Source organism: Pedobacter jaeyakensis, from assembly GCF_054461315.1.
The window spans coordinates 1868015-1894847 of sequence record NZ_CM136921.1 but is presented as its reverse complement, the minus strand read 5'-3'; the positions used below and the strand labels follow the sequence as shown (position 1 = coordinate 1894847).

At 39.6% G+C, this 26833-nt stretch carries 25 protein-coding genes; 14 read left to right on the top strand and 11 right to left on the bottom strand.

The window, feature by feature from the left end; genetic code table 11:
* Positions 1-16 precede the first annotated feature (16 nt).
* The 3 genes from ACXZ1K_RS08400 to ACXZ1K_RS08390 are packed head-to-tail and all read left to right on the top strand — an operon-like array spanning position 17 to position 3109.
* A complete protein-coding gene (locus tag ACXZ1K_RS08400) occupies positions 17-1801 on the top strand; it encodes an aromatic amino acid hydroxylase (RefSeq protein ID WP_458972935.1) in 1785 nt (594 codons plus the stop codon).
* Positions 1801-2502, top strand: a complete 702-nt coding sequence (locus ACXZ1K_RS08395; RefSeq protein WP_458972934.1) for an SDR family NAD(P)-dependent oxidoreductase — start codon at positions 1801-1803, stop codon at positions 2500-2502. The genes ACXZ1K_RS08400 and ACXZ1K_RS08395 overlap by 1 nt, the downstream gene beginning before the upstream one ends.
* 58 nt (positions 2503-2560) lie before the next feature.
* The gene (locus ACXZ1K_RS08390; protein ID WP_458972933.1) at positions 2561-3109 is read left to right on the top strand and encodes a C40 family peptidase; all 549 of its coding nucleotides are present in this window, start codon (positions 2561-2563) and stop codon (positions 3107-3109) included.
* A gap of 48 nt (positions 3110-3157) precedes the next feature.
* Here ACXZ1K_RS08390 and ACXZ1K_RS08385 read toward each other — a convergent pair whose 3' ends face one another.
* A complete protein-coding gene (locus tag ACXZ1K_RS08385) occupies positions 3158-4045 on the bottom strand; it encodes a flavin reductase family protein (protein WP_458972932.1) in 888 nt (295 codons plus the stop codon).
* Positions 4046-4051: 6 nt separating this feature from the next.
* Entirely contained in the window at positions 4052-5047 is a 996-nt protein-coding gene (locus ACXZ1K_RS08380; RefSeq protein ID WP_458972931.1) for a fumarylacetoacetate hydrolase family protein, read from the bottom strand.
* A 329-nt stretch (positions 5048-5376) separates the two neighbouring features.
* Between ACXZ1K_RS08380 and ACXZ1K_RS08375 the strand changes: the two genes are divergently transcribed.
* The 3 genes from ACXZ1K_RS08375 to ACXZ1K_RS08365 all read left to right on the top strand — a co-directional run bounded on the left by ACXZ1K_RS08375 (position 5377) and on the right by ACXZ1K_RS08365 (position 8751).
* Entirely contained in the window at positions 5377-6531 is a 1155-nt protein-coding gene (locus ACXZ1K_RS08375) for a homogentisate 1,2-dioxygenase (RefSeq protein WP_458972930.1), read from the top strand.
* 31 nt (positions 6532-6562) lie between these two features.
* The gene (gene hppD / locus ACXZ1K_RS08370; protein ID WP_458972929.1) at positions 6563-7693 is read left to right on the top strand and encodes a 4-hydroxyphenylpyruvate dioxygenase; all 1131 of its coding nucleotides are present in this window, start codon (positions 6563-6565) and stop codon (positions 7691-7693) included.
* Between the two features lie 137 nt (positions 7694-7830).
* The gene (locus ACXZ1K_RS08365) at positions 7831-8751 is read left to right on the top strand and encodes a YihY/virulence factor BrkB family protein (RefSeq protein WP_458972928.1); all 921 of its coding nucleotides are present in this window, start codon (positions 7831-7833) and stop codon (positions 8749-8751) included.
* Here ACXZ1K_RS08365 and ACXZ1K_RS08360 read toward each other — a convergent pair.
* Together ACXZ1K_RS08360 and ACXZ1K_RS08355 are read right to left on the bottom strand one after the other, a co-directional pair.
* Positions 8748-9029: a hypothetical protein gene (locus ACXZ1K_RS08360; protein WP_458972927.1), complete on the bottom strand. Its 282-nt coding sequence runs from the start codon at positions 9027-9029 to the stop codon at positions 8748-8750. The genes ACXZ1K_RS08365 and ACXZ1K_RS08360 overlap by 4 nt on opposite strands.
* 110 nt (positions 9030-9139) lie before the next feature.
* Entirely contained in the window at positions 9140-9727 is a 588-nt protein-coding gene (locus tag ACXZ1K_RS08355; RefSeq protein WP_458972926.1) for a porin family protein, read from the bottom strand.
* Positions 9728-9876: 149 nt separating this feature from the next.
* On the opposite strand from ACXZ1K_RS08355, the gene ACXZ1K_RS08350 reads away from it, so the two are divergent.
* Entirely contained in the window at positions 9877-11643 is a 1767-nt protein-coding gene (locus ACXZ1K_RS08350) for a sensor histidine kinase (RefSeq protein ID WP_458972925.1), read from the top strand.
* 8 nt (positions 11644-11651) lie between these two features.
* On the opposite strand, the gene ACXZ1K_RS08345 is transcribed toward ACXZ1K_RS08350, so the two are convergent.
* Positions 11652-11951 (bottom strand): hypothetical protein, encoded by a 300-nt coding sequence (locus ACXZ1K_RS08345; protein ID WP_458972924.1) that lies wholly within the window; start codon positions 11949-11951, stop codon positions 11652-11654.
* Positions 11952-12134: 183 nt separating this feature from the next.
* Between ACXZ1K_RS08345 and ACXZ1K_RS08340 the strand changes: the two genes are divergently transcribed.
* Positions 12135-13280 (top strand): tetratricopeptide repeat protein, encoded by a 1146-nt coding sequence (locus tag ACXZ1K_RS08340; RefSeq protein ID WP_458972923.1) that lies wholly within the window; start codon positions 12135-12137, stop codon positions 13278-13280.
* Here ACXZ1K_RS08340 and ACXZ1K_RS08335 read toward each other — a convergent pair whose 3' ends face one another.
* From ACXZ1K_RS08335 to ACXZ1K_RS08325, 3 genes are read right to left on the bottom strand one after another with little or no spacing between them, the layout of a single operon-like run.
* Entirely contained in the window at positions 13281-13865 is a 585-nt protein-coding gene (locus ACXZ1K_RS08335) for a riboflavin synthase (RefSeq protein ID WP_458972922.1), read from the bottom strand.
* A gap of 5 nt (positions 13866-13870) precedes the next feature.
* Positions 13871-15355 (bottom strand): acetyl-CoA carboxylase biotin carboxylase subunit, encoded by a 1485-nt coding sequence (accC, locus tag ACXZ1K_RS08330; protein WP_458972921.1) that lies wholly within the window; start codon positions 15353-15355, stop codon positions 13871-13873.
* On the bottom strand, positions 15352-16377 hold the full coding sequence (locus ACXZ1K_RS08325; RefSeq protein ID WP_458972920.1) for a threonine aldolase family protein: 1026 nt from the start codon (positions 16375-16377) through the stop codon (positions 15352-15354). Before ACXZ1K_RS08325 ends, accC begins: the two co-directional genes overlap by 4 nt.
* Positions 16378-16697: 320 nt before the next feature.
* Between ACXZ1K_RS08325 and ACXZ1K_RS08320 the strand changes: the two genes are divergently transcribed.
* Positions 16698-17555 carry an N-acetylglucosamine kinase gene (locus ACXZ1K_RS08320; protein ID WP_458972919.1) on the top strand — a complete coding sequence of 286 codons (858 nt, stop codon included), beginning with the start codon at positions 16698-16700 and terminating at the stop codon, positions 17553-17555.
* 56 nt (positions 17556-17611) lie between these two features.
* On the opposite strand, the gene ACXZ1K_RS08315 is transcribed toward ACXZ1K_RS08320, so the two are convergent.
* Positions 17612-18301 carry an NUDIX hydrolase gene (locus ACXZ1K_RS08315; RefSeq protein WP_458972918.1) on the bottom strand — a complete coding sequence of 230 codons (690 nt, stop codon included), beginning with the start codon at positions 18299-18301 and terminating at the stop codon, positions 17612-17614.
* Between the two features lie 326 nt (positions 18302-18627).
* Here ACXZ1K_RS08315 and pfkA point away from each other — a divergent pair, with 326 nt between their 5' ends.
* Genes pfkA through gap form a run of 3 tightly spaced genes read left to right on the top strand, consistent with a single transcriptional unit; the run spans position 18628 to position 21464 of the window.
* Positions 18628-19614: a 6-phosphofructokinase gene (gene pfkA / locus ACXZ1K_RS08310; RefSeq protein ID WP_458972917.1), complete on the top strand. Its 987-nt coding sequence runs from the start codon at positions 18628-18630 to the stop codon at positions 19612-19614.
* 4 nt (positions 19615-19618) lie between these two features.
* Positions 19619-20461 carry a hypothetical protein gene (locus ACXZ1K_RS08305; RefSeq protein ID WP_458972916.1) on the top strand — a complete coding sequence of 281 codons (843 nt, stop codon included), beginning with the start codon at positions 19619-19621 and terminating at the stop codon, positions 20459-20461.
* A 4-nt stretch (positions 20462-20465) separates the two neighbouring features.
* Positions 20466-21464 carry a type I glyceraldehyde-3-phosphate dehydrogenase gene (gene gap, locus ACXZ1K_RS08300; protein ID WP_458972915.1) on the top strand — a complete coding sequence of 333 codons (999 nt, stop codon included), beginning with the start codon at positions 20466-20468 and terminating at the stop codon, positions 21462-21464.
* A 67-nt stretch (positions 21465-21531) separates the two neighbouring features.
* Here gap and ACXZ1K_RS08295 read toward each other — a convergent pair whose 3' ends face one another.
* Both ACXZ1K_RS08295 and lspA read right to left on the bottom strand, forming a co-directional pair.
* Positions 21532-22614 (bottom strand): carboxypeptidase-like regulatory domain-containing protein, encoded by a 1083-nt coding sequence (locus tag ACXZ1K_RS08295; protein ID WP_458972914.1) that lies wholly within the window; start codon positions 22612-22614, stop codon positions 21532-21534.
* 33 nt (positions 22615-22647) lie between these two features.
* Positions 22648-23109, bottom strand: coding sequence for a signal peptidase II (gene lspA / locus ACXZ1K_RS08290; RefSeq protein WP_458972913.1), 462 nt, complete (start codon positions 23107-23109; stop codon positions 22648-22650).
* A 201-nt stretch (positions 23110-23310) separates the two neighbouring features.
* Between lspA and ACXZ1K_RS08285 the strand changes: the two genes are divergently transcribed.
* Both ACXZ1K_RS08285 and ACXZ1K_RS08280 read left to right on the top strand, forming a co-directional pair.
* Positions 23311-25947 (top strand): TonB-dependent receptor domain-containing protein, encoded by a 2637-nt coding sequence (locus ACXZ1K_RS08285; protein WP_458972912.1) that lies wholly within the window; start codon positions 23311-23313, stop codon positions 25945-25947.
* Positions 25948-25965: 18 nt separating this feature from the next.
* The gene (locus ACXZ1K_RS08280; protein WP_458972911.1) at positions 25966-26754 is read left to right on the top strand and encodes a hypothetical protein; all 789 of its coding nucleotides are present in this window, start codon (positions 25966-25968) and stop codon (positions 26752-26754) included.
* Positions 26755-26833 lie beyond the last annotated feature (79 nt).

Below are 26833 nucleotides of genomic sequence, written 5' to 3'. Positions count from 1 at the left end.
CTTTTTATAGTCCGAAATGAGCGATTTTAACGATTTTAATAATCCGCAGGTTGCTGCTTTGCCCAGACATTTGAGGCAATTTATTGTGGAGCAGCATTATGAAAAATATACTCCGGTAGATCAGGCCGTTTGGAGATATGTTATGCGCCAAAACTACAGCTACCTTAAAGACGTTGCTTATTACCCTTATATAAAAGGACTTAACCGTGCGGGATTGAGTATAGAATATATCCCTAACCTGCAAACTATGAATGACAATCTTGGTAAAATTGGCTGGGGTGCAGTTACGGTTGACGGGTTTATTCCGCCTGCGGCGTTTATGGAATACCAGGCTTACCGGGTATTGGTCATTGCGGCCGACATCCGGCAGATCAACCACATTGAATATACACCTGCTCCCGATATTATCCATGAATCTGCTGGTCACGCTCCTATTATTGCTGATGCAGATTACAATAGTTATTTAAGTTATTTCGGGTCTATTGGTGCTAAAGCCATGTTCTCTGCTAAAGACTTTGAGCTTTATGAAGCCATCAGGGCATTGTCCATTTTAAAGGAAGCCATAGATACCCCTCCGGCAGCAATTGCCAAAGCTGAGCGGCAGTTGCAACGGATCTCCGAAGATATGGGCGAGCCTTCTGAGATGGCATTGCTGGGCAGGCTTCATTGGTGGACAGTGGAATACGGTTTGATCGGCACACTGGAAGACCCTAAAATATATGGTGCAGGACTCCTTTCGTCCATTGGCGAGAGTGCCAGCTGTATGCAGCGGGATGTTAAGAAGCTTTGGTACAATCAGCATACAGTAGATTATTCTTATGATATTACCAAAACACAGCCACAATTATTTGTTACTGAAACGTTTCAAAATCTGATTGATGTGCTGGAAGGTTTTGCAAACACCATGGCATTCCGCACAGGTGGTGCGGAGGGGATGTTGAAAGCCGTAGCTTGTAAAAATGTGGCAACGGCGGTGTACAGTTCTGGCTTACAAGTTACCGGTGTGTTTACTGATTTGGGTTTAAATAAAGATGATGAGCTTACTTTCATCAAAACCACTGGCCCTTCCGCATTATCAATTGATAACAAACAATTATCAGATCATGGTAAGGACTATCATAAAGACGGTTTTTCTTCACCCGTTGGCAAGCTATTGGGTATTGATAAGCCAATTGAAGACATGTCTTTGCTAGAATTAATGGATTGTGGCATACGCCCTATGTTTGATGCCGAACTGGAATTTGAAAGCGGCATTACTGTAAAGGGAACAATTATGGTCATTCACCAGACGGAAGGAAGGACATTTTTAATTGAGTTTAACAACTGCACAGTTAAAGAAAAAAACGGCAACATTTTGTTTAAGCCGGAATGGGGCAGATATGATCTGGCTATTGGAGAAAAGATAGTTTCTGTATTTAATGGAGCCGCAGATAAAGAGGCCTACGAGGAACTGGCTCCTGTTAGCAAACAACAGACGCACCAGGTTTCTTATGATGAGAAAACACTTAAGTTGCATGGAATCTATAAAAAAATACGCGAAATTCGGCAGGGTGAGGAAAGTGACCTATTTTTACACGAGCTTTTTAAAAGTTTGAAGACCGAGCACAGGCATGATTGGCTGGCTTCGCTGGAAATATTGGAGATTTTGCATCACAATGCAATCTATGCTGATTTGGCGAAGGAAGTAAGAATTTACCTGGAAATGAAAGCTTTGAACGAGAAAGACCATACCAAGTTGATTAATGATGGTTTGCATGTGATTGCAAATCCAGTTAGTCAGCTGATAACGATTGAAGACTAATGAACATTGTAATTACAGGAGCAAGTAGCGGAATTGGCTTTGAAACCGCTTTAGAATTTACGCTGAATAAGGAGAACAAAGTAGTTTGTATCGCGCGAAGCGCAGATAAGCTGCGTAAATTATTGGAGATTGCGAAAGGCATAACGCCAGATTGCACTTTGCTTCCTGTAGAATTTGATATTGTAAATGATGATTATGCAGCCTTAGTGCCGTTTTTGAAAGAAAGGCTGGGCACAGTAGATATCCTGATTAACAATGCTGGCTCGTTAGTGAATAAACCATTCTTGGAAACAACTGCAGCTGATATGTGGCAAATGCTGGAGAGTAATGTGATGGGGCATTTTAACATGATCCAGCATGTGTTGCCGCTAATGGTTTCTGGTGGCCACATCTTAAACATTGGCAGTATGGGTGGTTTTCAGGGGAGTGTGAAGTTTCCTGGCTTATCTGCTTATTCTTCCAGTAAATCTGCTTTGCATACGCTAACCGAGTGCTTGGCCCAGGAGTTGGTGGAATCTGGAGTAAAAATTAACTGCCTGGCCTTGGGCTCTGCGCAGACAGAAATGCTGGAACAAGCTTTCCCGGGTTACCAGTCGCCGGTGATGGCTTTTGAGATGGGTAAATATGTGGCCGACTTCGCCAAAACTGGTCATCGTTTCTTTAATGGTAAAACTTTACCAGTGGCAGTTACAACACCTTAACAAGTTTTCCACATTTTATACGCCCAAAGATATTTATCTATATATTGGGCTCGTTGATATGAAGAAAACCATTATACTTTTCAGTTTAATTTGTTTTAGCGTGTCGGTTGCAAAGTCGCAAACTACGATACCGGTTGAGTACCAGCAAATGGTAAAAAAACTGATGAACCAGCTTCCTGAGCAGAAAGAAAAGGAAAGCATTGTTAACAATACCAATCCCAGCTCACTTCTTGATTTTGCTAAATCCATGTTGGGTATTCGTTACCGTGCCGCATCAAGCAGTCCAACCCGCGGGTTTGATTGCTCGGGTTTCGTTAACTATGTATTCAGCAACTTTGGTTTTAAAGTACCCCGTTCTTCACGTGATTTTGCAGCGAGTAGCGAGGGTAAGAAAATTCAGGATGCGAGGATTGGTGATGTCATATTATTTACCGGCACCAATAGCAGATCAAGAACGCCGGGCCACGTTGGCATTGTATATTCAATAAATGGCGATGAAGTAAAGTTCATCCATTCCTCTTCTGGAAATGCACGTGGTGTTACCATCTCTAGTTTAAATGAGGGTTTCTACAAAAAGCGTTTCATCAAAGTGATCAGTATATTATAAGCAAAGCCTAGTCTCAATACAAGCGTAGCGAGATGATGAAGGTTCTGATTACAGCAACACTATTTTCAAGGCATCTGCTACTTTTCCTTCTCTTAAGAAGTGATGTGCAAGTTGATGCAGTTCCCGGTCGCGATTGGAGGGGTCGCCTATAGTAGCATCCATAATCTCTTTTACCTGCGGTATATTCATCATTGCATCAATTTCTTCCTGAGTCGGTAAACTTTCGTTATTGCCTAACAAACCAAGATCATTACCGGTGAGCACCATAGACTGCCTTACTGCTTTTGGCAATGCATCCACACCTACTCCTAGGGTAGTGAGCGGCTTTGGAACTTTAAACAAATTATCTGCAGTAACGCGGCAATACCAGTCGCCCCCTAAACGGGCTACCAGGTCTATCTTTTCCTGATCTATTTTCCCGTCGGCATCCAGGATATCTTCATTGATGTGTATCAGTTTAATTTCTGCGAGGATCAGGTTACCGGCACCGGGATTTTCGCCCAGACTGATAACTTCTTTAATGATGCACTCCATTTGCACCGGGGCCTCTTTAACCCTTGGCGGCTTAACCAGTTCTGAGTTAAGCATGGTAAAGCCTGCCTTTTCAAACTCATTAATACCTTTTGCATATTCTGTACTGGCCAGGCTCATTTGCTGAACCATGGGGTAATTAACAATATTGATCACACATTCTTTTACCTCGAGTACGTTCTCCAAGGTGTGTTTAGTGGTATTGTCCCTCACCCTTCGGGCAGGCGAAAAGATACATAATGGCGGGTTGGTACTAAACAGATTAAAGAAGCTAAAGGGGCTGAGGTTGATGTTACCGGCCAGATCAATGGTAGTGGCAAAACAGATTGGTCGCGGCGCAATGGCATACTGAAGATAGTTTTGCAATTGCGCCGGACTAAGGTCTGATGTATTAACGGTTAACATTGATACTTATTTTTTTAATGCCAGTATAGAGAAATCGGTATCTTCCTTTTTAATGACGTTGCTTAAACGGCCTAAGCCTGTAATTTCCATTTCTACAATATCGCCATCCTGAAGCCACTGGGTTTGATAATTTGGGTCATTGAGCAAACCCGTACCGTTAAGTTCCAGCAAGCATCCGGTACCTACTGTACCAGAGCCAATCACATCACCTGGCAGAATATCGACACCATAAGCACAACGCTCAATGATTTCTGCGAAGGTCCAGTCCATATCTGCCATGTTACCTTCAGACAGTTGTATGCCGTTAACGGTACAGGTCATTTTGAGATCATAGGCATTACCAACATGCCCCTCCTTCGCCTTAGTTTTATAGGGTTCCAATTCCTCGGGAGTAACCAGCCACGGTCCAATTACGGTAGAGAAGTCTTTCCCTTTTGCAGGCCCAAGATTTAACAGCATTTCTTCCATTTGAAGGGTTCTTGCACTCATATCGTTCATCACCATATAACCTGCAATATAGCTGTCGGCCTCTGCAGCAGTTACATTCCTTCCTTGCTTCCCAATTACGATGGCAACTTCAAGTTCAAAATCCAATTTATCAAAATGATCAGGCATGCAGGCTATTTCTCCGGGACCTTGCACCGCATTGTGGTTGGTGAAATAGAAGATTGGATATTGATCAAACTGTGGAATCATATCCACTTTACGGTTTCTACGGGCAGCAGCAACATGCTGCCTGAATGCATAACCATCCCTGCAAGAGGTTGGATGAGGAACGGGTGCGAGAATTTCATAAAAAACTTCTTCTTTAGGCTCAATTTCTTTTGAACTGATCTGCGCATTAACCTTTTTTGCACGATCCATTAATACTTCACCGCCTTTTAAAAATTCAGCCATGTTATCAGGCAATAATTTATCGCAGGAGTTCAGGTTGTAAATATGACCGTTTACAAAAACACCAAGGTGTTCGATGTCCTCTGTTTTATAAGATACCAGCTTCATATATGATTTAAATTAGGTTGTTCAAAGCTATATAAAATTCGGTCAAAGGTGGTTATAAAACTATCGATAGGTATAATAAAATATATAGAGTTTGGACTATGTAATTTTTATTACTTAATTTAGCAGACGAAATAGATGACACATTACGAAATCACATATCAGGATCAAATTGCAAGGCAGGCACTGTCTTCTTTTAGGTATGCCATGTTGTCTAAGCTGATCTTCGCTCAGTATTCCTTTTCATAAGACTCATTTTCCGGCACCTCCTGTAAAACGTTTTTAACGTTTTAATCGCTATTATTTTCTTATTTAACCTAATTGCCTCAACTATGCCTATTTACCATACGTTAGGAAACATACCTGCTAAGCGCCATACGGTTTTTCGTAAACCTGACGGACAATTGTATGCAGAAGAACTGGTTTCAACAGAAGGATTTTCCAGTCTGTATTCGCTGGTTTACCACTGTTATCCGCCAACAATTGTAAAAGCTCTCGGAGAACCTTATAGTGTTGAACCAAAGATTGCAAGGGAACGACACCTGAAGCACACCAGCCTGATCGGTTTTAACATCAAACCCGAGGATGATTACTTGGAGAGCCGGAAGCCGGTGCTGGTGAACAGCGATCTCCATATTTCTTTGGCTGCGCCAAGAAAATCCATGACTGATTATTTTTATAAAAACAGTCAGGCAGACGAGGTGATCTTCATTCATGAGGGCACCGGCATACTTAAAACGGGTTTTGGAAAGATTAGCTTTAAGTATGGAGATTATTTGGTGATCCCTCGTGGAACCATTTATCAGCTTCAATTTGACAATGCGCAAAACCGTCTTTTCATCGTAGAAAGCTTTAGTCCGATCCGCACACCAAAACGGTACCGCAATGAATATGGTCAGTTGATGGAGCATTCGCCTTATTGCGAAAGGGACATCCGGAAACCCACAGATTTAGAGACGAATGATGAACATGGAGATTTCAAAGTTTTAATTAAAAAACAAGGCTTGATCTATCCATATGTATATGGAACCCATCCATTCGATTTTGTTGGCTGGGACGGCTTTCATTATCCATGGGCTTTTTCTATTCATGACTTTGAGCCAATTACCGGCAGGCTACACCAGCCGCCGCCTGTGCATCAAACATTTGAGGGACATAATTTTGTGATCTGCTCATTTGTACCACGAAAGTACGACTACCACCCACTTTCGATTCCTGCGCCATACAACCACAGTAATGTAGACAGTGATGAGGTACTTTATTATGTTGACGGCGATTTTATGAGTCGTAAAAGTGTAGTTAAAGGCCAGATTACCCTCCACCCTGGTGGCATTCCGCACGGTCCGCACCCAGGTTCGGTTGAGAAGTCTATTGGCAAGGAAAGTACCGATGAACTGGCGGTAATGATAGATCCCTTTAGGCCTTTAATGCTTACAGATTATGCAATTGGCATTGAAGATGAGTCCTATTACAAGAGCTGGCAGTAAGAAACTAATATTATCATAAAAAAACAGAATAATGTCAACACAAACATTTGCAGAGAAAATTGCCAAGGCACAAGATTTCCTCCCGATAAACGGCACGGATTATATTGAGTTCTATGTAGGTAATGCCAAACAGGCCGCACATTATTACAAAACGGCTTTTGGATTCCAATCATTAGCTTACGCCGGTCCGGAAACGGGGGTTCGCGACCGTTCATCTTATGTCTTACAACAAGGTAAAATCAGACTGGTATTAACGTCAGGTCTTAAATCTGACAGTGCAATAGCGGCCCATGCGTTAAAGCACGGTGACGGTGTGAAGGTATTGGCCCTTTGGGTAGATGATGCGTATAGTGCATTTGAAGAAACCACAAAAAGAGGCGCAAAACCTTATGTTGCTCCATATACTCAGAAAGATGAACATGGAGAAGTGAAAATTTCCGGAATCTACACCTATGGAGAAACGGTTCACATGTTTATAGAAAGAAAGAATTATAACGGCACTTTTTTACCGGGTTATCAGGATTGGAAGAGTGACTATAACCCTTCGGATGCTGGTTTGCTGTACATAGACCATTGCGTAGGCAATGTGGGATGGAACAGAATGGATGAGACGGTAAAGTGGTATGAAGAAGTGATGGGCTTTGTGAATATCCTGTCTTTCGACGATAAACAAATCAATACAGAATACTCTGCCTTGATGAGCAAGGTAATGAGCAATGGCAACGGGTTCTCCAAATTTCCGATCAACGAGCCGGCAGAAGGCAAGAAAAAATCACAGATTGAGGAGTACCTGGAATATTACGAAGGCGAAGGGGTGCAACATATTGCGGTAGCTACGAAGGATATCCTTAGTACCGTTAAAACTTTAAAAGCTCGAGGGGTTGAGTTTTTAAGTGCACCCCCTGAAGCCTATTACAACATGATGCCGACGAGAGTAGGTGAAATTGATGAAGAAATAGCACAACTGAAAGAGCTGGGCATACTGGTTGATTGTGATGAGGAGGGTTATTTGCTACAAATATTTACAAAACCTGTGGAAGACAGGCCAACATTATTTTTTGAGATCATCCAGCGCAAAGGGGCACAGTCCTTTGGTGCAGGAAATTTCAAAGCGCTGTTCGAATCTCTGGAACGCGAGCAAGAGTTAAGGGGTAATTTATAAGATCTCTTATTCATTCAAAAACTGGGGAGGGCAGCGGGTGATTCAGCTGTCCTCTTTTTTGTAAATGGCTATCCGGCTTTTACTTTCCGCAGCTTAAATAATATTTACTATTTTCGGGCTGTGATATCAATGCGGGAATGGCAGTAAACATTATTAGCAGAACAAAACTTCTTTTTACCAGGCTTAAGGACGCCTTTGCGCTATTTCAAAAAAATGATCCCTTACGCCTTGCCGGTGCCACAGCATTCTTTGCCAATTTCGCATTACCCCCAATCCTATTGATACTAATCAGATTGTTCGGCTTTTTTATCGATAGAAAAATACTGGCTTCGAGATTATTTGAAAGACTTGCAGAGATTCTTGACGCCAGCAGCACATTGCAGATCAGGCAAACGCTTAGGAATATCCGGGGAATTGACCATCAATGGTATGCAACTTTACTCAGTTTTGTGTTTTTTCTTTTTGTTGCTACTACCCTTTTCAACGTCATCAAAAACTCTATGGACCAGATTTGGTCTATTGGGATCAGCGCCAAATCGGGCTTTCTTTTTAAATTGAAACTACGTGCCAGGTCGATGGTGATCATCCTACTGGCGGGTATGTTGTTTATCACGGGCTTTATGACAGATAGTATGCAGGCATTTATTGGCGGGTACATCAATAATGCCTCACCTACCGTTGGTAAGATATTTCTTTCTGCATTGAACCAGTTGTTATTCGTGGCAATCGTAACTACCTGGTTTACCGTATTATTCAGGTATTTAACAAACGGCAGACCAACCTGGATAACTGCATTCAGAGGCGGTATACTTACAGGTGTATTGTTCACCATTGGTAAATACATATTGAGGATCATGTTACCACTTAGCGGCATTGGCAATATATACGGCACCTCAGGATCAATTGTGTTGATCATGTTGTTCGTATTTTATTCTTCCTTTATATTTTATTTTGGCGCTTGTTATGTTAAAATACTGAGTGATTCCAGAGAAACACCTATCCGACCAATAAAAGGGACCTATAATTATGAAATAAAGGAAGTTCCCAAAGAAACCTAAGCAGCTTTAGGTTGGTGGATCTGCTCAAAGCCCTGCATTTCGAATACAGCGAGTTTACTCAAGATATTAAAGTGCAGCGTACCGAAGAAATTAACTATCCCTTGCTGGTTTCTACCTTCAATACAAATGCTTTCTTTAACGATTTCACGATGTTCAAGATTTTGATCATTAAGAATTACATCTTCGTCCTGTATTTTGACATTTGCCGCATCAATTGAAAATTGTTTAAGCATTTCCAGGAAGCTTTGTCCGTTTAGCAATAGTTCTTTGATATTCATGACAGTTTAGATTGAGTTAGTAAGGCCTCAGTATCAATTTTATTGCCAAAAAAAAGGGTAAACACTGAATGTTCACCCTTTTAAAATAAATGTTGAAAACTTACCTTTTATTAGAATAACTTATAAGCTAATCCAATAGTGAATAGTCTCAATTTTGTATCATTATAGCCATTCTCACCAATTTTAGAAAGGCCTTGTTCAAACCTTAAATCAATACCCAGCTTACTGACATCTAAACCTGCACCAAATTGCCATGCAAAATTCTGTCCTTTAAAGTTACCAGAAAATGCACTGCTTGCAGCTTGTCCCAAAGACTGGTCATCACTCAGGATAAAAGACACAACCGGACCTGTGTTTAATCTTAATCCAACACCCGCAGCACCAATTTTGGTACCTACTAAAATTGGCACATCTAAACTGGTAAATTTCACTTTGTTCTCCAATCCATTGGCATCTTTCAGTGTAGTGTTCTTTCCGCTCAAATACAACTCTGGTTGTAAATGAATACCTGCAGCACCTATACGTGCCCATAAACCAGCATAGTACCCCGCGCGGTTATCGCTGCTTAAGGTATTTTCCGTACTCAGTTTGGAAAGGTTAGTACCCGCTTTAATGCCCAGTTGAAAGCTCGGAAGTACCTGGCTGTATCCGGCAAACCCCGCGCAAATTAAGAGTGCTGATAAAATTATTTTTTTCATAATATAAAGTTTAGTGCTCGATTAATTATTTATTTAAGTAAAAATAGGAATATTTTAAATTCAAAACTAATTGCTTACTTTTATATATCAAATATGAATATTAATGATTTTGTTTTAAATATCGTTTCTACGCTAAAGCATAACTAGTGATGGATTTGAAATTTAATGTTTACGCGCTCATCCTGATCTTCTTTGGCAAGCTTACTCTTTTTCTTTCTTATTATGTATTCAAAAAAGAAGGTGGTGCAGTAAGGCTTTTCGCGATAATGATGTTTACAAATGCGGTGTGGTCTATCGCATACGGTTTTGAATTGGCCAGTTCCACGCTCAGTCAAATTAAGTTATTTATTGACATTGAATATGTTGGCATCACAACACTCCCCTTAACCTGGTTTCTATTCTGCTTACATCTTTCCGGCAAAGAACGATGGTACAAAAAACCATTTAACATTGGTATCTTATTACTGATCACCTTTTCTACGATGATCCTGGTCTGGACAAATCAGTACCATCATTTTTATTATAACAGCCTTAGCATGGATTATTCCAGCTATTTCCCTATGGTTAGGATAGATGCAGGTTATGGATATCATCTTTTTACTGTTTACTTCTATGTGCTGCTAGGGATTGGTAACTACTTACTATTTACCAAATTCAGAAAAGCAGATCCCATTTACAGGAATCAAAATTACCTGATCATTATTGCCTCTTTCATTCCCTGGATAGCCAACATTGCATATGTGACTGGGATAAGGCCAATGGGTAATTTAGACATCACTCCTTTTGCCTTTGTAGCCACTATTTTTTTAATTGCTATAGCTATATACAGGTTTAAGCTTTTTGATATCGTACCTGTTGCGCGTGAAAAAGTAATGGACCTCATGCAGGACGGCTTTGTTATACTTGACAACAAAAACAGGATTATCGACTACAACCGTGCCTTTAAAAAATACCTGACGTTTGTTAAAGAAAGTAATATTATCGGTTCGGGTATTAGTGAGTTACTTCCGGGACAACCCGAATTTATAAAATTTATTGAAGCGCATCAATCTGGAAAGATAGAACTGAAGGTAGAAAACGATGGTCGCCTTTATGACCTCGAGGCGGACATAGGTTACCTAAACGAAAATCAACTAAATAGTGAGGCCATTATCATCAAAATGCAGGACCTAACTTTATTAAGGCAGGATGCAAAGATTTCGCAACAACAAGCAGAAGAGTTAAAACGGTTAAATCAATTGAAGGACCGGATATTTTCCATTATTGCGCATGATTTGAGGGCTCCACTTGTTAACCTATCTGAGGTACTGAAGATGATATCTCACGACCTGATTTCCCCAGAGGAGTTTAAAGAACTGACGCCTACGCTTAGTAAAGACATCATCTACACCACAGATTTGCTAGAAAATATCTTGCACTGGTCAAGAAGTCAGCTGAAAGGATATGGCATCAACAAGGAATTTTTTGACTTAAAAGGGTTGATTGTAAATGAAGTGAATTATCATTTGCCTTCAGCGGAGGCTAAGCACATCAAAATTGTTCAGGATGTATTTCCAGGCGAGATGATTTATGCAGACATGCTCATGATTCAAATTGTAATCAGGAACATCATTAATAATGCAATTAAATTCTGTCATGAAGGCTGCGAGATCAACATATTTGCAGTTTATACAAAAGCGCACAAGATCAAACTTTGTATAGAGGATAATGGTGTGGGCATGTCGCCAGAGGTGCTTGACAAATTATTCAGTGGAGAGAACCAATCTACCCGAGGTACCATGAATGAGAAGGGAACTGGATTAGGACTCGTTGTCTGTAAAGATTTTATGGAAAGAAATAACGGCACGATATCCGTAACCAGTGAAAAAGGAAAAGGTGCAAAATTTTGTCTGCACCTTCCCGTTGATTCAAATTAATAGGATGATTAGTGGCCAGTTACTTCGTCTATGGCCTGCTGCTCTTTTAAAGCATCTACATTATTTTTAGAACCAAAGTTTTCGGTCTTCTCTGCAAAATATTCTAATATGCTCTTGATCGTCTCCAAGTTATCGGCTACACGCTGATGCATATCAGGAAGATCTTTATCCAATTTCTTATCACTTAACTCAATATTATCAACTTCGATTTTACCTATCTTTTGTATAATCGCCTGTTGTGAATGTTGTAAGTCTTCTAATTCTCTTACAATTTTCTCCATCAGCTCAAACTTTTTTAAAGTATCCATATTTTTGTTTTTTAGTTAGGTTATCAATTATTTACTTATAGCATCACCCAATTACCTTGCCAAATCTACATGCCAAACTTGGCCGGCATATTGTTGGTTGGTTAAAAAAACTTAAGACAAAGAAGTTAAATTTGGATAGACCATAAATAACTAATACTTTAGTTGTTTGTAATTTCCCCCGATATGAAAAAACTAGTGATTACGCTCATAGCCTTTATATTTTTAAGCGCTGCTGCTTTACAGGCACAAACTGCATTAAATAATGAGAAGCTATTGGAACTTTACCAGACACAAAAGTATAGCGAGGCGGCGCTTTACCTCCAAAGTGTTTATAAGGAAGACACTCAAGATCCCAAGGAACTTTCACAACTGGCATATGCCAACTTGATGGCAGGCCGGTTGCCTGATGCTGAAAAAAACTATTTAAAGCTATATGCCCTGCAGCCAACAAATTTGCCCACGTTGTTTAGCTTAGCCAACATCAACATTAGAAGAGGCAATGATGAAAAAGCAAAAGGTTATTACGCGGAAGTATTAAAAGTGGACAGTACCAATTTTAACGCCTATAAGCAATTGGCAATGTTGGATAAAGGGGATATGACGACGACTAAAATAAAGAACCTCAAAAAAGCAAATGCCTTGATCCCAACTGATGCTGAAGTGGCTTTTGAGCTTTGCGAACTGTATTTTAAAATCAACTTTTTCGCTGAAGCAAGTAAGATCCTGGAGCCTGCGTTACAAGCAGATACTACTAACCTGCAATTGTTGAAAATGAAAATGCCAATTAGCATGGCCAACAAGAAGTATACAGAATCTATCGCCACCGGCACTAAATTATTAGGTTATGGAGACAGCTCTACCTTTGTTTTAAATAACCTTGCGAAGTCTTACTTCCTGCAGCTTGACTATAAAAATGCTTTAAAATATTTTTTGATCATTAATGATAAATCTTTCGATAACGAAGGCCTGTTCTACAATATCGGGCTTAGCTACCGGGGTATTAAGGACTATAAGAGTGCTGTACCCTATTTTGAAAAAGCCATAAAAGAAGGCATATCCAATAAGATTGCTTCCTATTACGGTTTATTAGGTGATTCTTTTGAAGAAATTGGTAAAAATGAGGATGCCAATATAGCGTACAAAAGGGGCCTGTTGTTTGAGAACAATGGTAGTTTACTGTATAACATTGCATTGGTTTATGAAACCAAACTTAACGACAAAAAGAACGCCATCAGTTATTATGAGCAATACCTGAAAACAGTCAACGAAAAAGAACAACCGAAACTGGTCATCTTCATTAAAAATAAAATTGCTGAACTGAAAAAGTAATTACCGTTTTACCAATCGCGCAACATACTTTCCAATGATGTCGAATTCAATATTAACAGTGTCGTTTACCTGAACCTCCTGAAGATTGGTATGTTCAAAAGTATAGGGGATAATGAAAACGGAAAAGGCATCGTCTTCAGAGGAAACAACAGTTAGGCTGATTCCATTTACGCAGACAGAGCCTTTCTCAACGGTAACATTACCAGTGCTGACGTTATATTGAAAACGATACTCCCAGCTGCCGTCCAGTTCCGTTCTTTTGATGCACACGGCAGTCTGGTCTACATGCCCCTGCACAATATGCCCGTCAAGCCTGCCATTTATCTGCATGCACCGTTCCAGGTTAACTTTACTACCAACTTTAAGGCTTCCTATATTTGATTTTTGAAGGGTTTCCTCTATTGCGGTAACCATATGCGTATGGTCATCCAATTTAACAACCGTTAAGCATACACCATTGTGTGCTACACTTTGGTCTACTTTAAGTTCTCTGCTGATTGCAGATGCAATTGTATAATGCACATTACTGCCTTCATTTAATATTGCCGTGACCTCACCAAGAGTTTCAATTATTCCTGTAAACATGTTTATTAAAATTTGAGCCTGTTCTTCCTCCAGTTGCTTTCCGTAGCCTCAAACATGCTTTGTTCTTTTCCAGAGCCAGCCTTTTGAATATTTAATACTGCAGCAATCGCTGCAATCAATGCTTCATCAGGATCTGAGGTAGATAAACTATCAGGTTTAAAGTACTTACCCACAAAATGTGTATCGAATTCACCAGAGGTAAAGGCTTCGTGTTGCATCACAAATTTCCCAAATTTCAGTGTGGTTTTAATACCGGTAATGTCATATTCATCAATAGCTCTAACCATTCTATTGATGGCTTCTTGACGGGTTGACCCATAGGTGATTAGCTTAGCAATCATTGGGTCGTAGTAAATTGGAATTTCCATCCCCTGTTCAAAACCATCGTCTACCCTAACACCATTGCCTTTAGGGACGACGTAAGTCTCTAGCGTGCCAATATCAGGCAGGAAGTTATTCTCCGGATCTTCGGCGTATACCCGGAGTTCAATTGCATGTCCGCTGATCTTGAGGTCTTCCTGCCGGAAACTGAGCGCTTCTCCCCGGGCTATTTTAATTTGTTCCTTCACCAGATCTAAACCTGTTATCAGTTCTGTTACCGGATGCTCCACCTGGAGCCGAGTATTCATTTCCAAAAAGAAGAAATCCAGGTTTTCATCCAGGATAAACTCTACTGTGCCTGCGCCTTCGTAATTTACAGCCCTTGCTACGTCGACAGCACAAGCTCCCATTTGCGCTCGCATTTCTGGAGTGAGTATACTGGATGGTGCCTCTTCTACTACCTTCTGGTGCCGGCGTTGTACAGAACATTCGCGTTCAAACAAGTGGACGATATTACCATGCGAATCGCCGAGAACCTGGATTTCGATATGTCTTGGAGAGCTCACAAAACGTTCTATAAAAACAGCTCCATCACCAAATGCTGAGATCGCTTCACTTACCGCTAGTTGCATTTGTTCTTCAAATTCTTCTTTAGAATTGACTATACGCATGCCTTTTCCGCCACCACCTGCAGCGGCTTTGATGAGTATTGGAAAACCTACTGCTACCGCCCTACTTTTAGCTTCCGCTATATCAGTGATCGCCTCTTCAGTACCAGGAACCATGGGAATGTTGTATTTTAATGCAGCCGCCTTCGCAGAAAGCTTATTCCCCATAATTTCCATTGCCTCAGGAGATGGTCCGATTAAAATTAGCCCTGCTTCACGTACCAGCCTGGCAAAGGCGGCATTTTCCGATAAAAACCCGTAGCCTGGATGGATTGCTTCGGCCCCAGTTTTTATGCATGCCTCAATAATTTTTTCAGCAACGAGGTAAGATTGATTAGACGGCGCGGGCCCAATGCATATTGCCTCATCAGCATACCTGACATGTAATGCATTTCTATCAGCCTCTGAAAAAACAGCTACTGTTTTTATGCCCATCTCCCGCGCCGAACGCATAATTCGAAGGGCTATTTCTCCTCTGTTGGCAATCAGTATTTTCTTCATTTTAAATTTTTAATAATACCTACAGCCATGTCAATTAACGAAGGAGAAATACCTAGATGCGTAACCATTCTTATGGTTTTGCTACTGGTGGTGTTGCAAGCCAGACCTTTTGAAGCAAATAGCTCCACAATATCTGTAGCTTTATATTCGGGTGCTACTTCAAAGATTACAATATTGGTTTCAACCGGCATCACATCAGTTACATAACTTACTTCTTTTAAGGCCGCTGAAAGTGCTTTGGCATGCTGATGATCTTCCGCAAGCCTGTCCACATGGTGATCAAGCGCATAAATTCCTGCGGCAGCCAGGTAACCTGCTTGCCTCATGCCACCGCCAAATGCCTTTCTGATCTTAATTGCACTTTTGATGGTCTCTTTTGAACCAAGCAAAACTGACCCAACGGGTGCGCCAAGTCCCTTGGAAAGGCAAACAGAAATCCCATCAAAGTATTTACCATAACCATTTGCCTGGTCTCCGGTAGCAATTAACGCGTTAAAGATCCTGGCCCCATCCAGATGCAGCTTCAGACCTTTAATTTTGCAAAGTGCGCTGATCGATTCTATCTGTGAGAGCTGATAACAAGCGCCTCCCCCTTTATTAACGGTGTTTTCCAAAACCACCAAGGTAGAATCCGGGTAATGGATATTTGGCTCATTAATTTCCGGTTCAATCATTTCTGGTGTGAGAATACCGCGCGGCCCGTTGAGCAAACGTACGGAAGCCATAGAATGATAGGCAATACCACCGCCCTCATACCGGTAAACATGCGCGGTCTGGTCGCATATCACTTCATCCATCGGCTTAGTAAAGCATTTGATGGCAATTTGATTGGTCATGGTTCCGGAAGGACAAAACATTCCTGCTTCCATCTGAAAAGTGGCAGCAAGTTTTGCCTCCAAGGCACTTACTGTTTCATCTTCTCCGAATACATCATCACCCACTTTTGCATTCATCATTGCCTCCAACATGCCTGGTGTTGGCTTGGTCACAGTGTCGCTTCTTAAATCAATTCGTATTGCCATAAAAATTTAACAAAGCCAAATATAATGAGAGATTAGGGTCTTTTTAGCCGTCGTGAAGCCAATATCCGATACTTTTTTCTACTGTAAAAGGAAAGAGACAATTTTAAATTTGGAAATTAAAATAACAAGCGTATTTTAGCTTAGTGTTTATTTAACAATATGGTAACACAAAAACGACGAGCATTGTGTTAAAAAAGGCCTTTTTTAGCGTTTTTAACATATAAAAACTTAAAACAACCAAAACTAAAAGACAAAATTTATGAAAGAAAACCAGGTACAGGCAGTAGGATTGTTTACTTTTATTCTAAATTCTAAGTAAAATGATAGTTATTGCAGATGGTGGTTCGACCAAGACCAATTGGTGTTTAATTAACGAGGCAGGCAGGAAAATCCTTTTCAACACAGAAGGCTATAATCCTTATTTTTCAAGTGAAGAATATATAGTGGAATCTTTAAACAATTCACTACCTGATCATTTAGAAAAAGAGAAGCTTACAGAAGTTCACTATTATGGCGCAGGCTGTTCTACAGATGCAAAACGCAAAATAGTTTACGATGCGATGAAACAGGTATTCACAGGTGCAGACGTTCGCATCGGGCATGACTTACTGGCCTCATGCAGAGCTTTACTTGGAGATGAACCAGGCTTCGCAGCTATTCTGGGTACAGGTACTAACTCTTGTCTTTACGATGGAACAGACATTAGCCTGAACATCGACTCTTTAGGTTACTTTTTGGGTGATGAAGGAAGTGGTTGCTACATTGGCAAAAGAATCCTTTCTGATTATATGAAAGGTTATATGCCAAAAGGATTAAGAGAAAGTTTTTATGATAATTTTGCACTAACAAACGAAGACATATTCGACAATATATACAACAAACCATTACCTAACCGTTTTTGCGCAAGCTTTAGTAAGTTCCTTTACGACTTCAAAGACAGTTACGAAGATTATACCTATAACACGATTGTATATGCTTTTACCGCATTTTTTGAAAATCTGGTAATTCACTATCCAAACTACAAGGACTACAAGTTAAATTGCGTGGGTTCTGTTGGATATAGCTTTAGGGACATTCTAAGCGTTGTAGCTGATAAGTACGAGATGGGGATAGGAAAGATCATCAGATCTCCTATAGATGACCTTGTAGACTATCATTTGCACATTGCAAACAAATAAATTATAAAGGCCCGGAACAATTGTTCCGGGCCTTTTCTTTTGGCTTTAAATGCTTTTTAAAACGATATCTCTTTGCCAAATAATTTGGCGTATTTCCTTTTATCAAATTTATACAGCGTTGCGGCCCTGAAAGAAACCCCCTGTTGTTTTTCTTCCAGATCTTTCAGAACACCAAAGCTGAGCATCTTCTTTCTAAAATTACGCTTATCTAATTTTTTACTTAAAATCACCTCGTAAACATTTTGCAATTGCGTCAAAGTAAATTTCTCAGGCAATAGTTCGAATGCAATAGGCTGGTGTTTAATCCTGCGCTTAATTTTCTCCAGCCCGGTTTCAAATATCTTTTTATGGTCGAAGGCCAGTTTAGGCAAGTCCTTCACATCAACCCAGTTTGCTTTCTTAGCGTAAGTACTAATCGGCTTCACTGCTTTATCACCCCCCAACCTTAGCAAGGCATAATAGGCTATACTGACCACCCTACCCTGTGGGTGACGGTTTACATCACCGAAGGTGTAGTATTGTTCCATGTAGATATTGGACAAGCCAGTTAGTTCATTCAAAATCCTTGCGGCCGATTGGTCTAAACTTTCCTGTTCACCAACAATGTTACCCGGCAAAGCCCACCAATCTTTAAATGGCTCTTCATTTCTTTCGATCAAAAGAATTTTCAATTCTCCACCATCAAAACCGAATACAACGCAGTCTATGGAGAATGTGGAATTAAACTTTGGTAAAATTTCGCTCAAAATAATTATTGTTTAGTGATTCATTAATTTATTGTCCGCTCTGAAAGTGCTATCCTGCAAATATATATTGATTCTGCTGAATCAGAATAAGGAATAGTTTAGAAAAATAGGAATTTTAAATGGAAAACTATAAAATGATGATTTTAAAGGCTTGTAACATTTCAATGTGCGATCTTATTGAGCAACAAGATAGGTGATATAAACTAAAACTTTAAAACCGATCTTTAAAATATAAAATCATTTAAATATACTTGCCGCCTAATTACATAAAAAATACAAATAAAATTACTTAGTGTAAAAATTACACCTTATATTCGTATATAATTATGAAACCAAATATTAAAAATATTGCTGTACTTACATCAGGCGGTGATGCTCCCGGAATGAACGCCTGCATTAGGGCAGTAGTTCGTACAGGGATATACAATGGTGTAAATATGTTTGGGGTTTTGCAGGGATACCAGGGACTGATCAACGACAACATTATCCCAATGGATGCAAGATCCGTAAGTAATACGATACACATGGGCGGCACCATTTTAAAAACTGCCCGCTGTTTAGAATTCAAAACCGATGAGGGAATGGAAATTGCCTTCAAAAACCTTCAAGCCAGAGATATTGATGGTCTTGTGGTTATTGGTGGCGACGGGACCTTCACAGGAGCTCAACGTTTTGGTAAAAAGTTTGGTGTGCGTGTTATGGGGGTTCCCGGCACGATAGACAATGACCTTTACGGTTCTGATTTTACTTTAGGATACGATACCGCTATAAATACAGTAATTGAAGCTATTGATAAGATCAGGGATACCGCAGACTCTCACGACCGGTTATTCTTTATTGAAGTGATGGGCAGAGATTCTGGATGTATAGCACTTAGAAGTGGAATAGCTAGTGGCGCAGAAGCAGTTTTGTTACCGGAAAAAGAAACCAGTTTGGATGAACTTATTGCCCAACTGGAATCTGGAGCCTCTACCAAAAAATCTTCAAGTATTGTAATCGTATCAGAAGGTAATAAGTTCGGCGGTGCATACGACATTGCGAAAAAGGTTAAAGAACGTTTTAACCATTATGATACAAAAGTAACTATCTTAGGACACCTGCAACGTGGAGGAAGCCCGAGTAGTTTCGACAGAATATTAGGCAGCAGGCTTGGTTTTGCTGCAGTTAATGAGCTTTTAAAAGGAAATACAATGCATATGGTTGGCTTAAGGGGCAACGATATTGAAACAACAAGTATTGATGAAGCGCTCACAAGGCACTTCTTTAAATTGGAAAGTGATCTATTAGAAATGACAAAGGTATTGTCTATATAAAAAAATGGTAGCAGTAGTGTACAGCGGTTCTAAAACAGCTTTCTGGAAGATTGCCAGAGATGGGAAAACCATTGCTGACTGTACTATGCCCGGGATCAACCCCTGCTTTAACGATCAAAAAACCATTCTTCAGTTTCTGAATAAAAAAGCTACGCTGATCAATCACGCCGAAAGCATCAAAAAAATCTACGTATTTGCAGCAGGGGCGTCTTCAAAAGAAAGAAGGGATGAACTTGCTCAAACATTAGGCTTGTTTTTTAAGAACAGTAAGATCAAAGTACGTGACGATTTATATGGAGCTGCCATTTCTGCATGTTACAATAATGGCGGAATTGTAGGCATTTTAGGCAGTGGCGCCAATTGTTCCTATTTTGATGGTAAAAAGCTGGAAAAGAACAACTTTGGCCTAGGCTTTGTGCTTGGTGATGAGGGGTCTGCAAATTACCTCGGCAAAATTATTTTGAAGAAATTCATACAACACAAATTACCAAAAGAGTTGCAAACTGAGTTCTCTGTTAGGTATAACCTGGACAGGCCGCAAGTTCTGGAACGGGTATATAAAAAGCCCATGGTGCAGCAATTTCTGAGTTCCTTCTTCGATTTCTTTTTGGAACATAGAGAACATCCATTTATTACTGACATCCTGCAAAATGCCTTTGAAAATTATTTTTCCACATACCTGTTGCCAACCATAAAATTACATCCAGGTAAGGAGATACATTTTGTAGGTATTGTGGCAGGCAACTTTCAACAGGAACTGCGGGCCATGGCAAAGAAACATGGCCTGGAAATAACATCAATTACTAAAGAACCCATATACAATCTATTAAACTACTATTCAAATTAACAAAATGAGCAAAATTGGAATAAACGGCTTTGGCCGTATCGGCAGACTGGTATTTAGAGCTGCTTTAAAAAGAGGATTAGATATCGTTGCAATTAACGATCTTGTTGAGCCAGAATACATGGCTTATATGTTAAAGTATGACTCTACTCATGGTCGTTTTGATGGCACAATTGCTGTTGAGAACGGACATTTGGTAGTTAACGGTAAAACAATCCGTATTACTGCAGAGAGAGACCCTTCTAACCTGAAATGGGATGAAGTTGGTGTTGAGACTGTAATCGAATCAACTGGTTTATTCTTAACTCAAGTTGACGGACAAAAACACATTGATGCCGGAGCAAAAAGAGTAGTATTCTCTGCACCTGCAAAAGATGATACCCCTACTTATGTAATGGGCGTAAATCACCTTAAATTAACAGCAGACCAAACTATTGTTTCAAATGCTTCTTGTACTACTAACTGTTTAGCTCCTATTGCTAAGGTATTACACGATAACTTTGGTATAGTTGAAGGTTTAATGAGCACTATTCACGCTGTAACTGCAACTCAAAAAACAGTTGACAGCCCTTCTGCTAAAGACTGGAGAGGCGGACGTGGTGGTTTCTCAAACATCATCCCTTCATCAACTGGTGCTGCTAAAGCTGTAGGTTTAGTTCTTCCTGAGCTAAAAGGTAAATTAACAGGTATGTCATTCCGTGTACCGGTATCTGACGTTTCAGTTGTTGATTTAACTGCTCGTTTAGAAAAACCAGCTACTTACGAAGAAATTAAGAAAGCGATGAAAGCTGCCTCTGAAGGTGAGCTGAAAGGCGTATTGGCATATACTGAAGATGAGGTTGTTTCATCTGACTTTATCGGAGATCCACATGCTTCAATTTTTGATGCAAAAGCTGGTATTTCATTGAGCGATCACTTCGTTAAAGTGGTTTCATGGTATGACAACGAATGGGGTTATTCAAATGCGCTGGCTAAATTCGTTGAGTACTACGGAAACTTAAAATAAAACCCGTTCAACAGGTTTATATTTGGTTAGAAAAGAGGCAATTCTGGATAGATTGCCTCTTTTTAATTTAAGGAAGATACTCGAAAGGCAACTGATCGCCTAACCGCATTGCTCCCCAAACTCCATTAATAAAAAAGCTCTGGTAATTTTCAAAACTGCCACGGCTATCAATTATGGTTCTGCCAGCATATAAATTAAGGTAAGTTGCCGGAAGGTGTTTAGGTACTGCTTTTACATTTGTTCTGGCCAGTTGAGATGTTCCCCTTTGTATTTTTTTATTAGTGGACATTGCGGGCTTTAAGTATGTGATCAATAACTTTGGCTTAAATTTGAGTTCAGCCAGATTATTATCCATCTTGATCAGGTATTTACTCATATCTACCCGATTGGAATCTGGCTCGCCATCGCCTTTAACAATATGGGTCTCAAACCCTTCAGCGCTATCCACATTGTTATAGATAGACCTCAAATAGTGCATAAATGATCCATTATATGCTTTTAACCGATTTTTCTTCCATTTCACTTCCTGCTTCTCATTTCCCGTTAACTGTTCAAAAATGCAATCTCCTGTGAAGTTTGTAATCCCGTTTTCCCCGTTAAAAGTAAAATCTGAGAGGAGGTATTTGATCCGATAACCCAGATTTTTATTTTCAATAATCAAGAAATCGGGAGATGTCGCACCAAGAATACTTCGGTTTGTTGTATACTCAATGATATCTGCATTTATAATTTTGCAGTCCTTTGCATTGTTGGAGATCCCTATAAAGTTATCGAAAAAAGTTTTAAAATGTGCTGAACGCTGAACATCACCCTTATTACCCACCTGAACTTCATTTAGTTGGATGCGCCGTTCCTTGAGTACTACACTCCTCTTAAGCAACTGATCAGAAACAGCAATTGTTTCGTTGACTGGTGTAAACCCTACCATACTTACCACCAAAACATAAGAGCCTGATTTGATATTAAAAAAACTGAATTCTCCTTTACTGTTGGTTTTGGTTGACTGGGTAGTTCCACTGAGAAACACTGATGCTGCATCCAATGGTATACCGCTTTCATTTTTAACGGTACCTACGATATTCAAATTACTTTGCGCAAAAGTGCAGCTGATGGTGAACACCATAAAAACTGCAATAAATACATATTTCATTAAGAGCTTATTTGGTTAATTAATGACTTAAAGTTACGAGCTTATTTTTATAAATGGTAATAGCCACCAATACCATTCCATCATAATTGCCATATCAGCCACATTGAATATTCCAGTTTTAAAAATAACAAAATCGATATGAAGAAAGTCAGTGACAGATCCAAATACTACACGATCAAATAAATTGCCTATCCCCCCACCAACGATTAGTGCAACACCTATAACAACCATTTTAGGTAATCTCCGGTTAATCATAACATGATACAAACCCAACAGCATAACCAAACAAGGCAGAATAATTAACAAAGTAAACTTTACTGAAGCGGGTAAAAAGCTACCAATACTCAAAAATGCACCAGTATTTTCTACTTTCGTTAGGGTGATATTATCTATCCCAATCTTTATCTGTTCATTAAGATCTATCTTAGTCCTGACAATATTTTTGGAAATCTGGTCACAACCCGCTGTAGCAAGTACAATTACTAATGTTGCCAATCGGGTAATGTGTTTAGTTACTTTTATCTCTTTCAGTCAATTACAAGATAGACACAAATGGTAATATAAAAAAGAATATTCCCATGAATACTATTTTATCCAAACAATGCACTTCAAATCATCAATATTATATGTAACATATCAATTACGCTAAAATCCTTTAACAAAGGTTGTTGTACTTTTATGGTACACACACAACAAATGAATCTTTTTACTAAATTAACTTTACCATGCCTCTTGGTTGCGGGCAGCTTTTTCTATGGAAAAGCACAGTCATACACCGTTAAAGGAGCAATACTTGATACCGCAGGGCTGCCCCTTCCAAGTGCAGTAGTGAGAATTAACTGGCTTAAAGACAGTCTTGCCACTTCAACAAATACAGAAGGTGCTTTTAGTCTGGCTAAAGTAAAGTCTGCACAATTCACATTAACTGCGGCATATTTAGGTTTTCAGCCCTTCAAAAAAGAATACCAAATTACACAAGGCAATACATTTATCGTCCCCTCTATAAAATTGCTGCCCATATCAAATACGTTAGATGGCGTAACCATATCAGGTACGCCACCAATTAGGGTAACTGAAGACACGGTAAGTTTTAATGCTGCCGCATTTCCTGTTCGGGAAGGTGATGCTGTCGATGAAGTTCTCAAAAAATTGCCGGGCATAGTAGTTGACAAGGATGGAAACGTAACCAACCAGGGTGTTCCAATTACTAAGATCAAGGTAAATGGAAAAGATTTTTATGGCACTGATGTGGCTACTGCGATAAAAAACATGCCTGCAGACATCATTAAAAACATTCAGCTAATTGACGATTATGGCGATCAGGCAAAACTTACCGGAATTAAAACTGGTGAACCTGAAAAAGTTTTAAACTTAACAATAGCGGAAGACAAGAAAAAAGGATATTTCGCAAGGGCATCAGGCGGCATGGGCAGTTCAGACCGCTACAACACCAGCTTGCGGGGAAACTTAATGAAAGGCGAACGTCAAATCTCCTTTGATGGTACAATTGCAAACGCAAACATGAGAAACGGAGGCGGCGATGGTGTAACTACCAGAAGCGCGGGCGGGATAAATTACCGAAACGAATGGGGACCGAAATTGTCGGCAGATGCAAATTACAACTTTGACAACACGAAGAACAACACCATCAGTTCTGCATTTACCAGAAGTTCTCTTCAGGATTCCACACACGCATTTACAAGGTTAGAAAATTCAAACAATAACAATTTTAATAACCGTTTTAATCATGATTTTTCGGGTAATCTGGAATATAAAGCAGATACTATGAACTATTTTAAAATTTCTCCTGGCTTCTCCTACAATGACAATCAGGGCAACAGTCAGGGGGCATCAGAAATTACTCAGGAGACCTTAAAAACAAATAGATCAAGCACAAACTTTAACACTTCCAACTCCCTAAATTTTAGAACTAATCTTTTTTACAACCATAAATTCTCTGCAAAAGGACGCAACCTGAGCATGTGGGGCAATGTTAACTATTCAAATGGTGATAATTTCAGAAACTCTGTTAACGACTACATCATTACTAATGTTGGTTTGGACTCTACAAGATACCAGAACCAGTTAAATGATCAGAATAATACAAACCTGGGAACATATACGGGCGCTTCTTATATGGAGCCCTTTGGCAAGAAGACATTTGTTGAGTTTAACTATAATTTTGGAAGATCAGCAACTTCGAACGAAAAAAACCTAAGGGATGTAATTGGTGGTAATGAAGTTTACAATAATGATTTGAGCAACAATTACGATTTCCAATTTATCACCAATAAAGTTGGCGTAAATTACCGGTTTATTGACGAGAAGCTAAACTACACCATAGGGATAAATGCACAACCTGCAGTATTGAAGGGGCAGAACCTGAGCAAAAACGTGAATACCATGCAAAGGACATTTAACATCACTCCTTCTGCAAGATTTGTATACAAATTCACTAAACAAGAAACAGTAGAGGTAAATTACTGGGCAAGAAATAACCAGCCTGGTTTCTACCAGCTACAGCCTATTTCAGATAACTCTAACCTTCAAAATATCGTCACCGGAAACCCCAATCTAAAACCAGAATTTGTAAATAGCATAAACGCACATTACAAACAAGCTGATTGGAACCTGGGCCATTTACTGGATGCCAGTATCTCGTACAATCAAACACAGAATAAGATCGTAACTACAAAAGTACTCGTCCCGGGGACCATCAATCAATTTACCACCTATACCAACACAGACGGCTTTTACGACCTAAATGGAAACTACGGCTATACCAAACCTTTTACCGGCAAGAAATTTACGCTCAACTACGGAGGCTGGGCATCAACACAAAATAATGTTTCCTTCATTGATAGAAACAGAAACAATGCGCAAAGGATAACCTGGGGACAAAGACTTGGTTTAAGGGTTGATCTGGAAGACATTACCAACCTGGAATTGCAAAGCTCGTATTCAGAAACAAAAATAGACAACTCGCTGCCATCCTCTCAAGACAGGAAAACTGGTCGTTTAGAATATGGAATCAACGGGCGAAATTATTTTTTCAAAGTATTAACAGTTGGCTATGATTTTTCAAAAGTGGTCAATTCAGGCTTTAACTCGTCATTTGTAAACAACCCGACCATTCTAAGATTGTATATGGAGTATAAGTTCCTGAAAAAGGACATGGGTGTTCTTCGTTTAGATGGGTTTGATTTGTTCAACCAAAACTCTGGAATTACTACTGATGCCTATGATAACGTAATAGTTGACAGGAGGGTTAACCGCTTGGGAAGATACTTTATGTGTTCCTTTATATTTAAGGTGAGGAACTTTGGCGGATAATTCGTAATTTGATTTTCCATGAGGAAAATCATTTACCTATTTATCCTTTCTTTGCTCTTTTTCGGTTGCGCTGAGAAGGAAATTGAGAAAACATATCCTACCAGAATGATCAGTCAGGGAGAAACGTTTAACGACTATCCTGCCGAGTCTGACAGTACGATAACCTTTAATCCAAAGAATGAAAAGAAAGGAAACCAATTTGGGAAAAATCCGAGAGCGTGGTACCAGGTAAAATTTGGAGATACTGTAGTAAGCATCCAGACGGATAAAAATAATCCTTCTACAGTTAATGGCAAGTTTATCAGGGGCAAATTTATGAATACCCAGAAGACATGCCTTCTAGCACAAGTGGCAGATGATTCAGGGTTAATGGCTAAATTTTACCTAATCGCCTTGAAAAATCACCAGCTAAGGATTACTGAATTAGCAAGACCATCAGAAACACGGGGAGATAAAAAATATATTGGTCTGACAGACTTGGGTAGCGATGGCTTTCTGATCAATAATGAATTCTTAATCGGTTTTGTCAACGCAAAAGTCCACTTCCTAAAGCGACAAAATTCTGATGAACCTATCCAAGGACAATTCATCATGAAATCGCCAGACCATTCAACTCTTGTTTTTCTCCAGCAATCATCATTATATCAAATAAATTACCCAACAGATGAGAGCCTGACGGTACCATTAAAAGTAGATGCAACAAAGGGCGGACTTTTTATCCATATCTATGAAAATTACGTTTGGAGATCCAAGCGGCCCGGCATCATGTTTCTAATGGAAGACAAAAATACGCTTGCAACAAATTAAATACCACAGCGATTACATTTGGATATATCGCCGCATCATTTAACTTTGAGAAAAATTAACACAATTCAATATATACCCC

What these genes read in the sequence shown, in the direction of transcription:
- ACXZ1K_RS08380 (WP_458972931.1), bottom strand. Translation starts at nt 5,047, where the DNA reads ATGAAGCTGGTATCTTATAAAACAGAGGACATCGAACACCTTGGTGTT.
- ACXZ1K_RS08365 (WP_458972928.1), top strand. Translation starts at nt 7,831, where the DNA reads ATGGCAGTAAACATTATTAGCAGAACAAAACTTCTTTTTACCAGGCTT.
- ACXZ1K_RS08305 (WP_458972916.1), top strand. Translation starts at nt 19,619, where the DNA reads ATGGTAGCAGTAGTGTACAGCGGTTCTAAAACAGCTTTCTGGAAGATT.
- ACXZ1K_RS08335 (WP_458972922.1), bottom strand. Translation starts at nt 13,865, where the DNA reads ATGTTTACAGGAATAATTGAAACTCTTGGTGAGGTCACGGCAATATTA.
- ACXZ1K_RS08355 (WP_458972926.1), bottom strand. Translation starts at nt 9,727, where the DNA reads ATGAAAAAAATAATTTTATCAGCACTCTTAATTTGCGCGGGGTTTGCC.
- ACXZ1K_RS08325 (WP_458972920.1), bottom strand. Translation starts at nt 16,377, where the DNA reads ATGGCAATACGAATTGATTTAAGAAGCGACACTGTGACCAAGCCAACA.
- ACXZ1K_RS08340 (WP_458972923.1), top strand. Translation starts at nt 12,135, where the DNA reads ATGAAAAAACTAGTGATTACGCTCATAGCCTTTATATTTTTAAGCGCT.
- ACXZ1K_RS08295 (WP_458972914.1), bottom strand. Translation starts at nt 22,614, where the DNA reads ATGAAATATGTATTTATTGCAGTTTTTATGGTGTTCACCATCAGCTGC.
- ACXZ1K_RS08375 (WP_458972930.1), top strand. Translation starts at nt 5,377, where the DNA reads ATGCCTATTTACCATACGTTAGGAAACATACCTGCTAAGCGCCATACG.
- ACXZ1K_RS08400 (WP_458972935.1), top strand. Translation starts at nt 17, where the DNA reads ATGAGCGATTTTAACGATTTTAATAATCCGCAGGTTGCTGCTTTGCCC.
- pfkA (WP_458972917.1), top strand. Translation starts at nt 18,628, where the DNA reads ATGAAACCAAATATTAAAAATATTGCTGTACTTACATCAGGCGGTGAT.
- ACXZ1K_RS08345 (WP_458972924.1), bottom strand. Translation starts at nt 11,951, where the DNA reads ATGGATACTTTAAAAAAGTTTGAGCTGATGGAGAAAATTGTAAGAGAA.
- ACXZ1K_RS08390 (WP_458972933.1), top strand. Translation starts at nt 2,561, where the DNA reads ATGAAGAAAACCATTATACTTTTCAGTTTAATTTGTTTTAGCGTGTCG.
- gap (WP_458972915.1), top strand. Translation starts at nt 20,466, where the DNA reads ATGAGCAAAATTGGAATAAACGGCTTTGGCCGTATCGGCAGACTGGTA.
- hppD (WP_458972929.1), top strand. Translation starts at nt 6,563, where the DNA reads ATGTCAACACAAACATTTGCAGAGAAAATTGCCAAGGCACAAGATTTC.
- ACXZ1K_RS08320 (WP_458972919.1), top strand. Translation starts at nt 16,698, where the DNA reads ATGATAGTTATTGCAGATGGTGGTTCGACCAAGACCAATTGGTGTTTA.
- ACXZ1K_RS08280 (WP_458972911.1), top strand. Translation starts at nt 25,966, where the DNA reads ATGAGGAAAATCATTTACCTATTTATCCTTTCTTTGCTCTTTTTCGGT.
- ACXZ1K_RS08395 (WP_458972934.1), top strand. Translation starts at nt 1,801, where the DNA reads ATGAACATTGTAATTACAGGAGCAAGTAGCGGAATTGGCTTTGAAACC.
- ACXZ1K_RS08350 (WP_458972925.1), top strand. Translation starts at nt 9,877, where the DNA reads ATGGATTTGAAATTTAATGTTTACGCGCTCATCCTGATCTTCTTTGGC.
- ACXZ1K_RS08360 (WP_458972927.1), bottom strand. Translation starts at nt 9,029, where the DNA reads ATGAATATCAAAGAACTATTGCTAAACGGACAAAGCTTCCTGGAAATG.
- ACXZ1K_RS08285 (WP_458972912.1), top strand. Translation starts at nt 23,311, where the DNA reads ATGAATCTTTTTACTAAATTAACTTTACCATGCCTCTTGGTTGCGGGC.
- accC (WP_458972921.1), bottom strand. Translation starts at nt 15,355, where the DNA reads ATGAAGAAAATACTGATTGCCAACAGAGGAGAAATAGCCCTTCGAATT.
- ACXZ1K_RS08385 (WP_458972932.1), bottom strand. Translation starts at nt 4,045, where the DNA reads ATGTTAACCGTTAATACATCAGACCTTAGTCCGGCGCAATTGCAAAAC.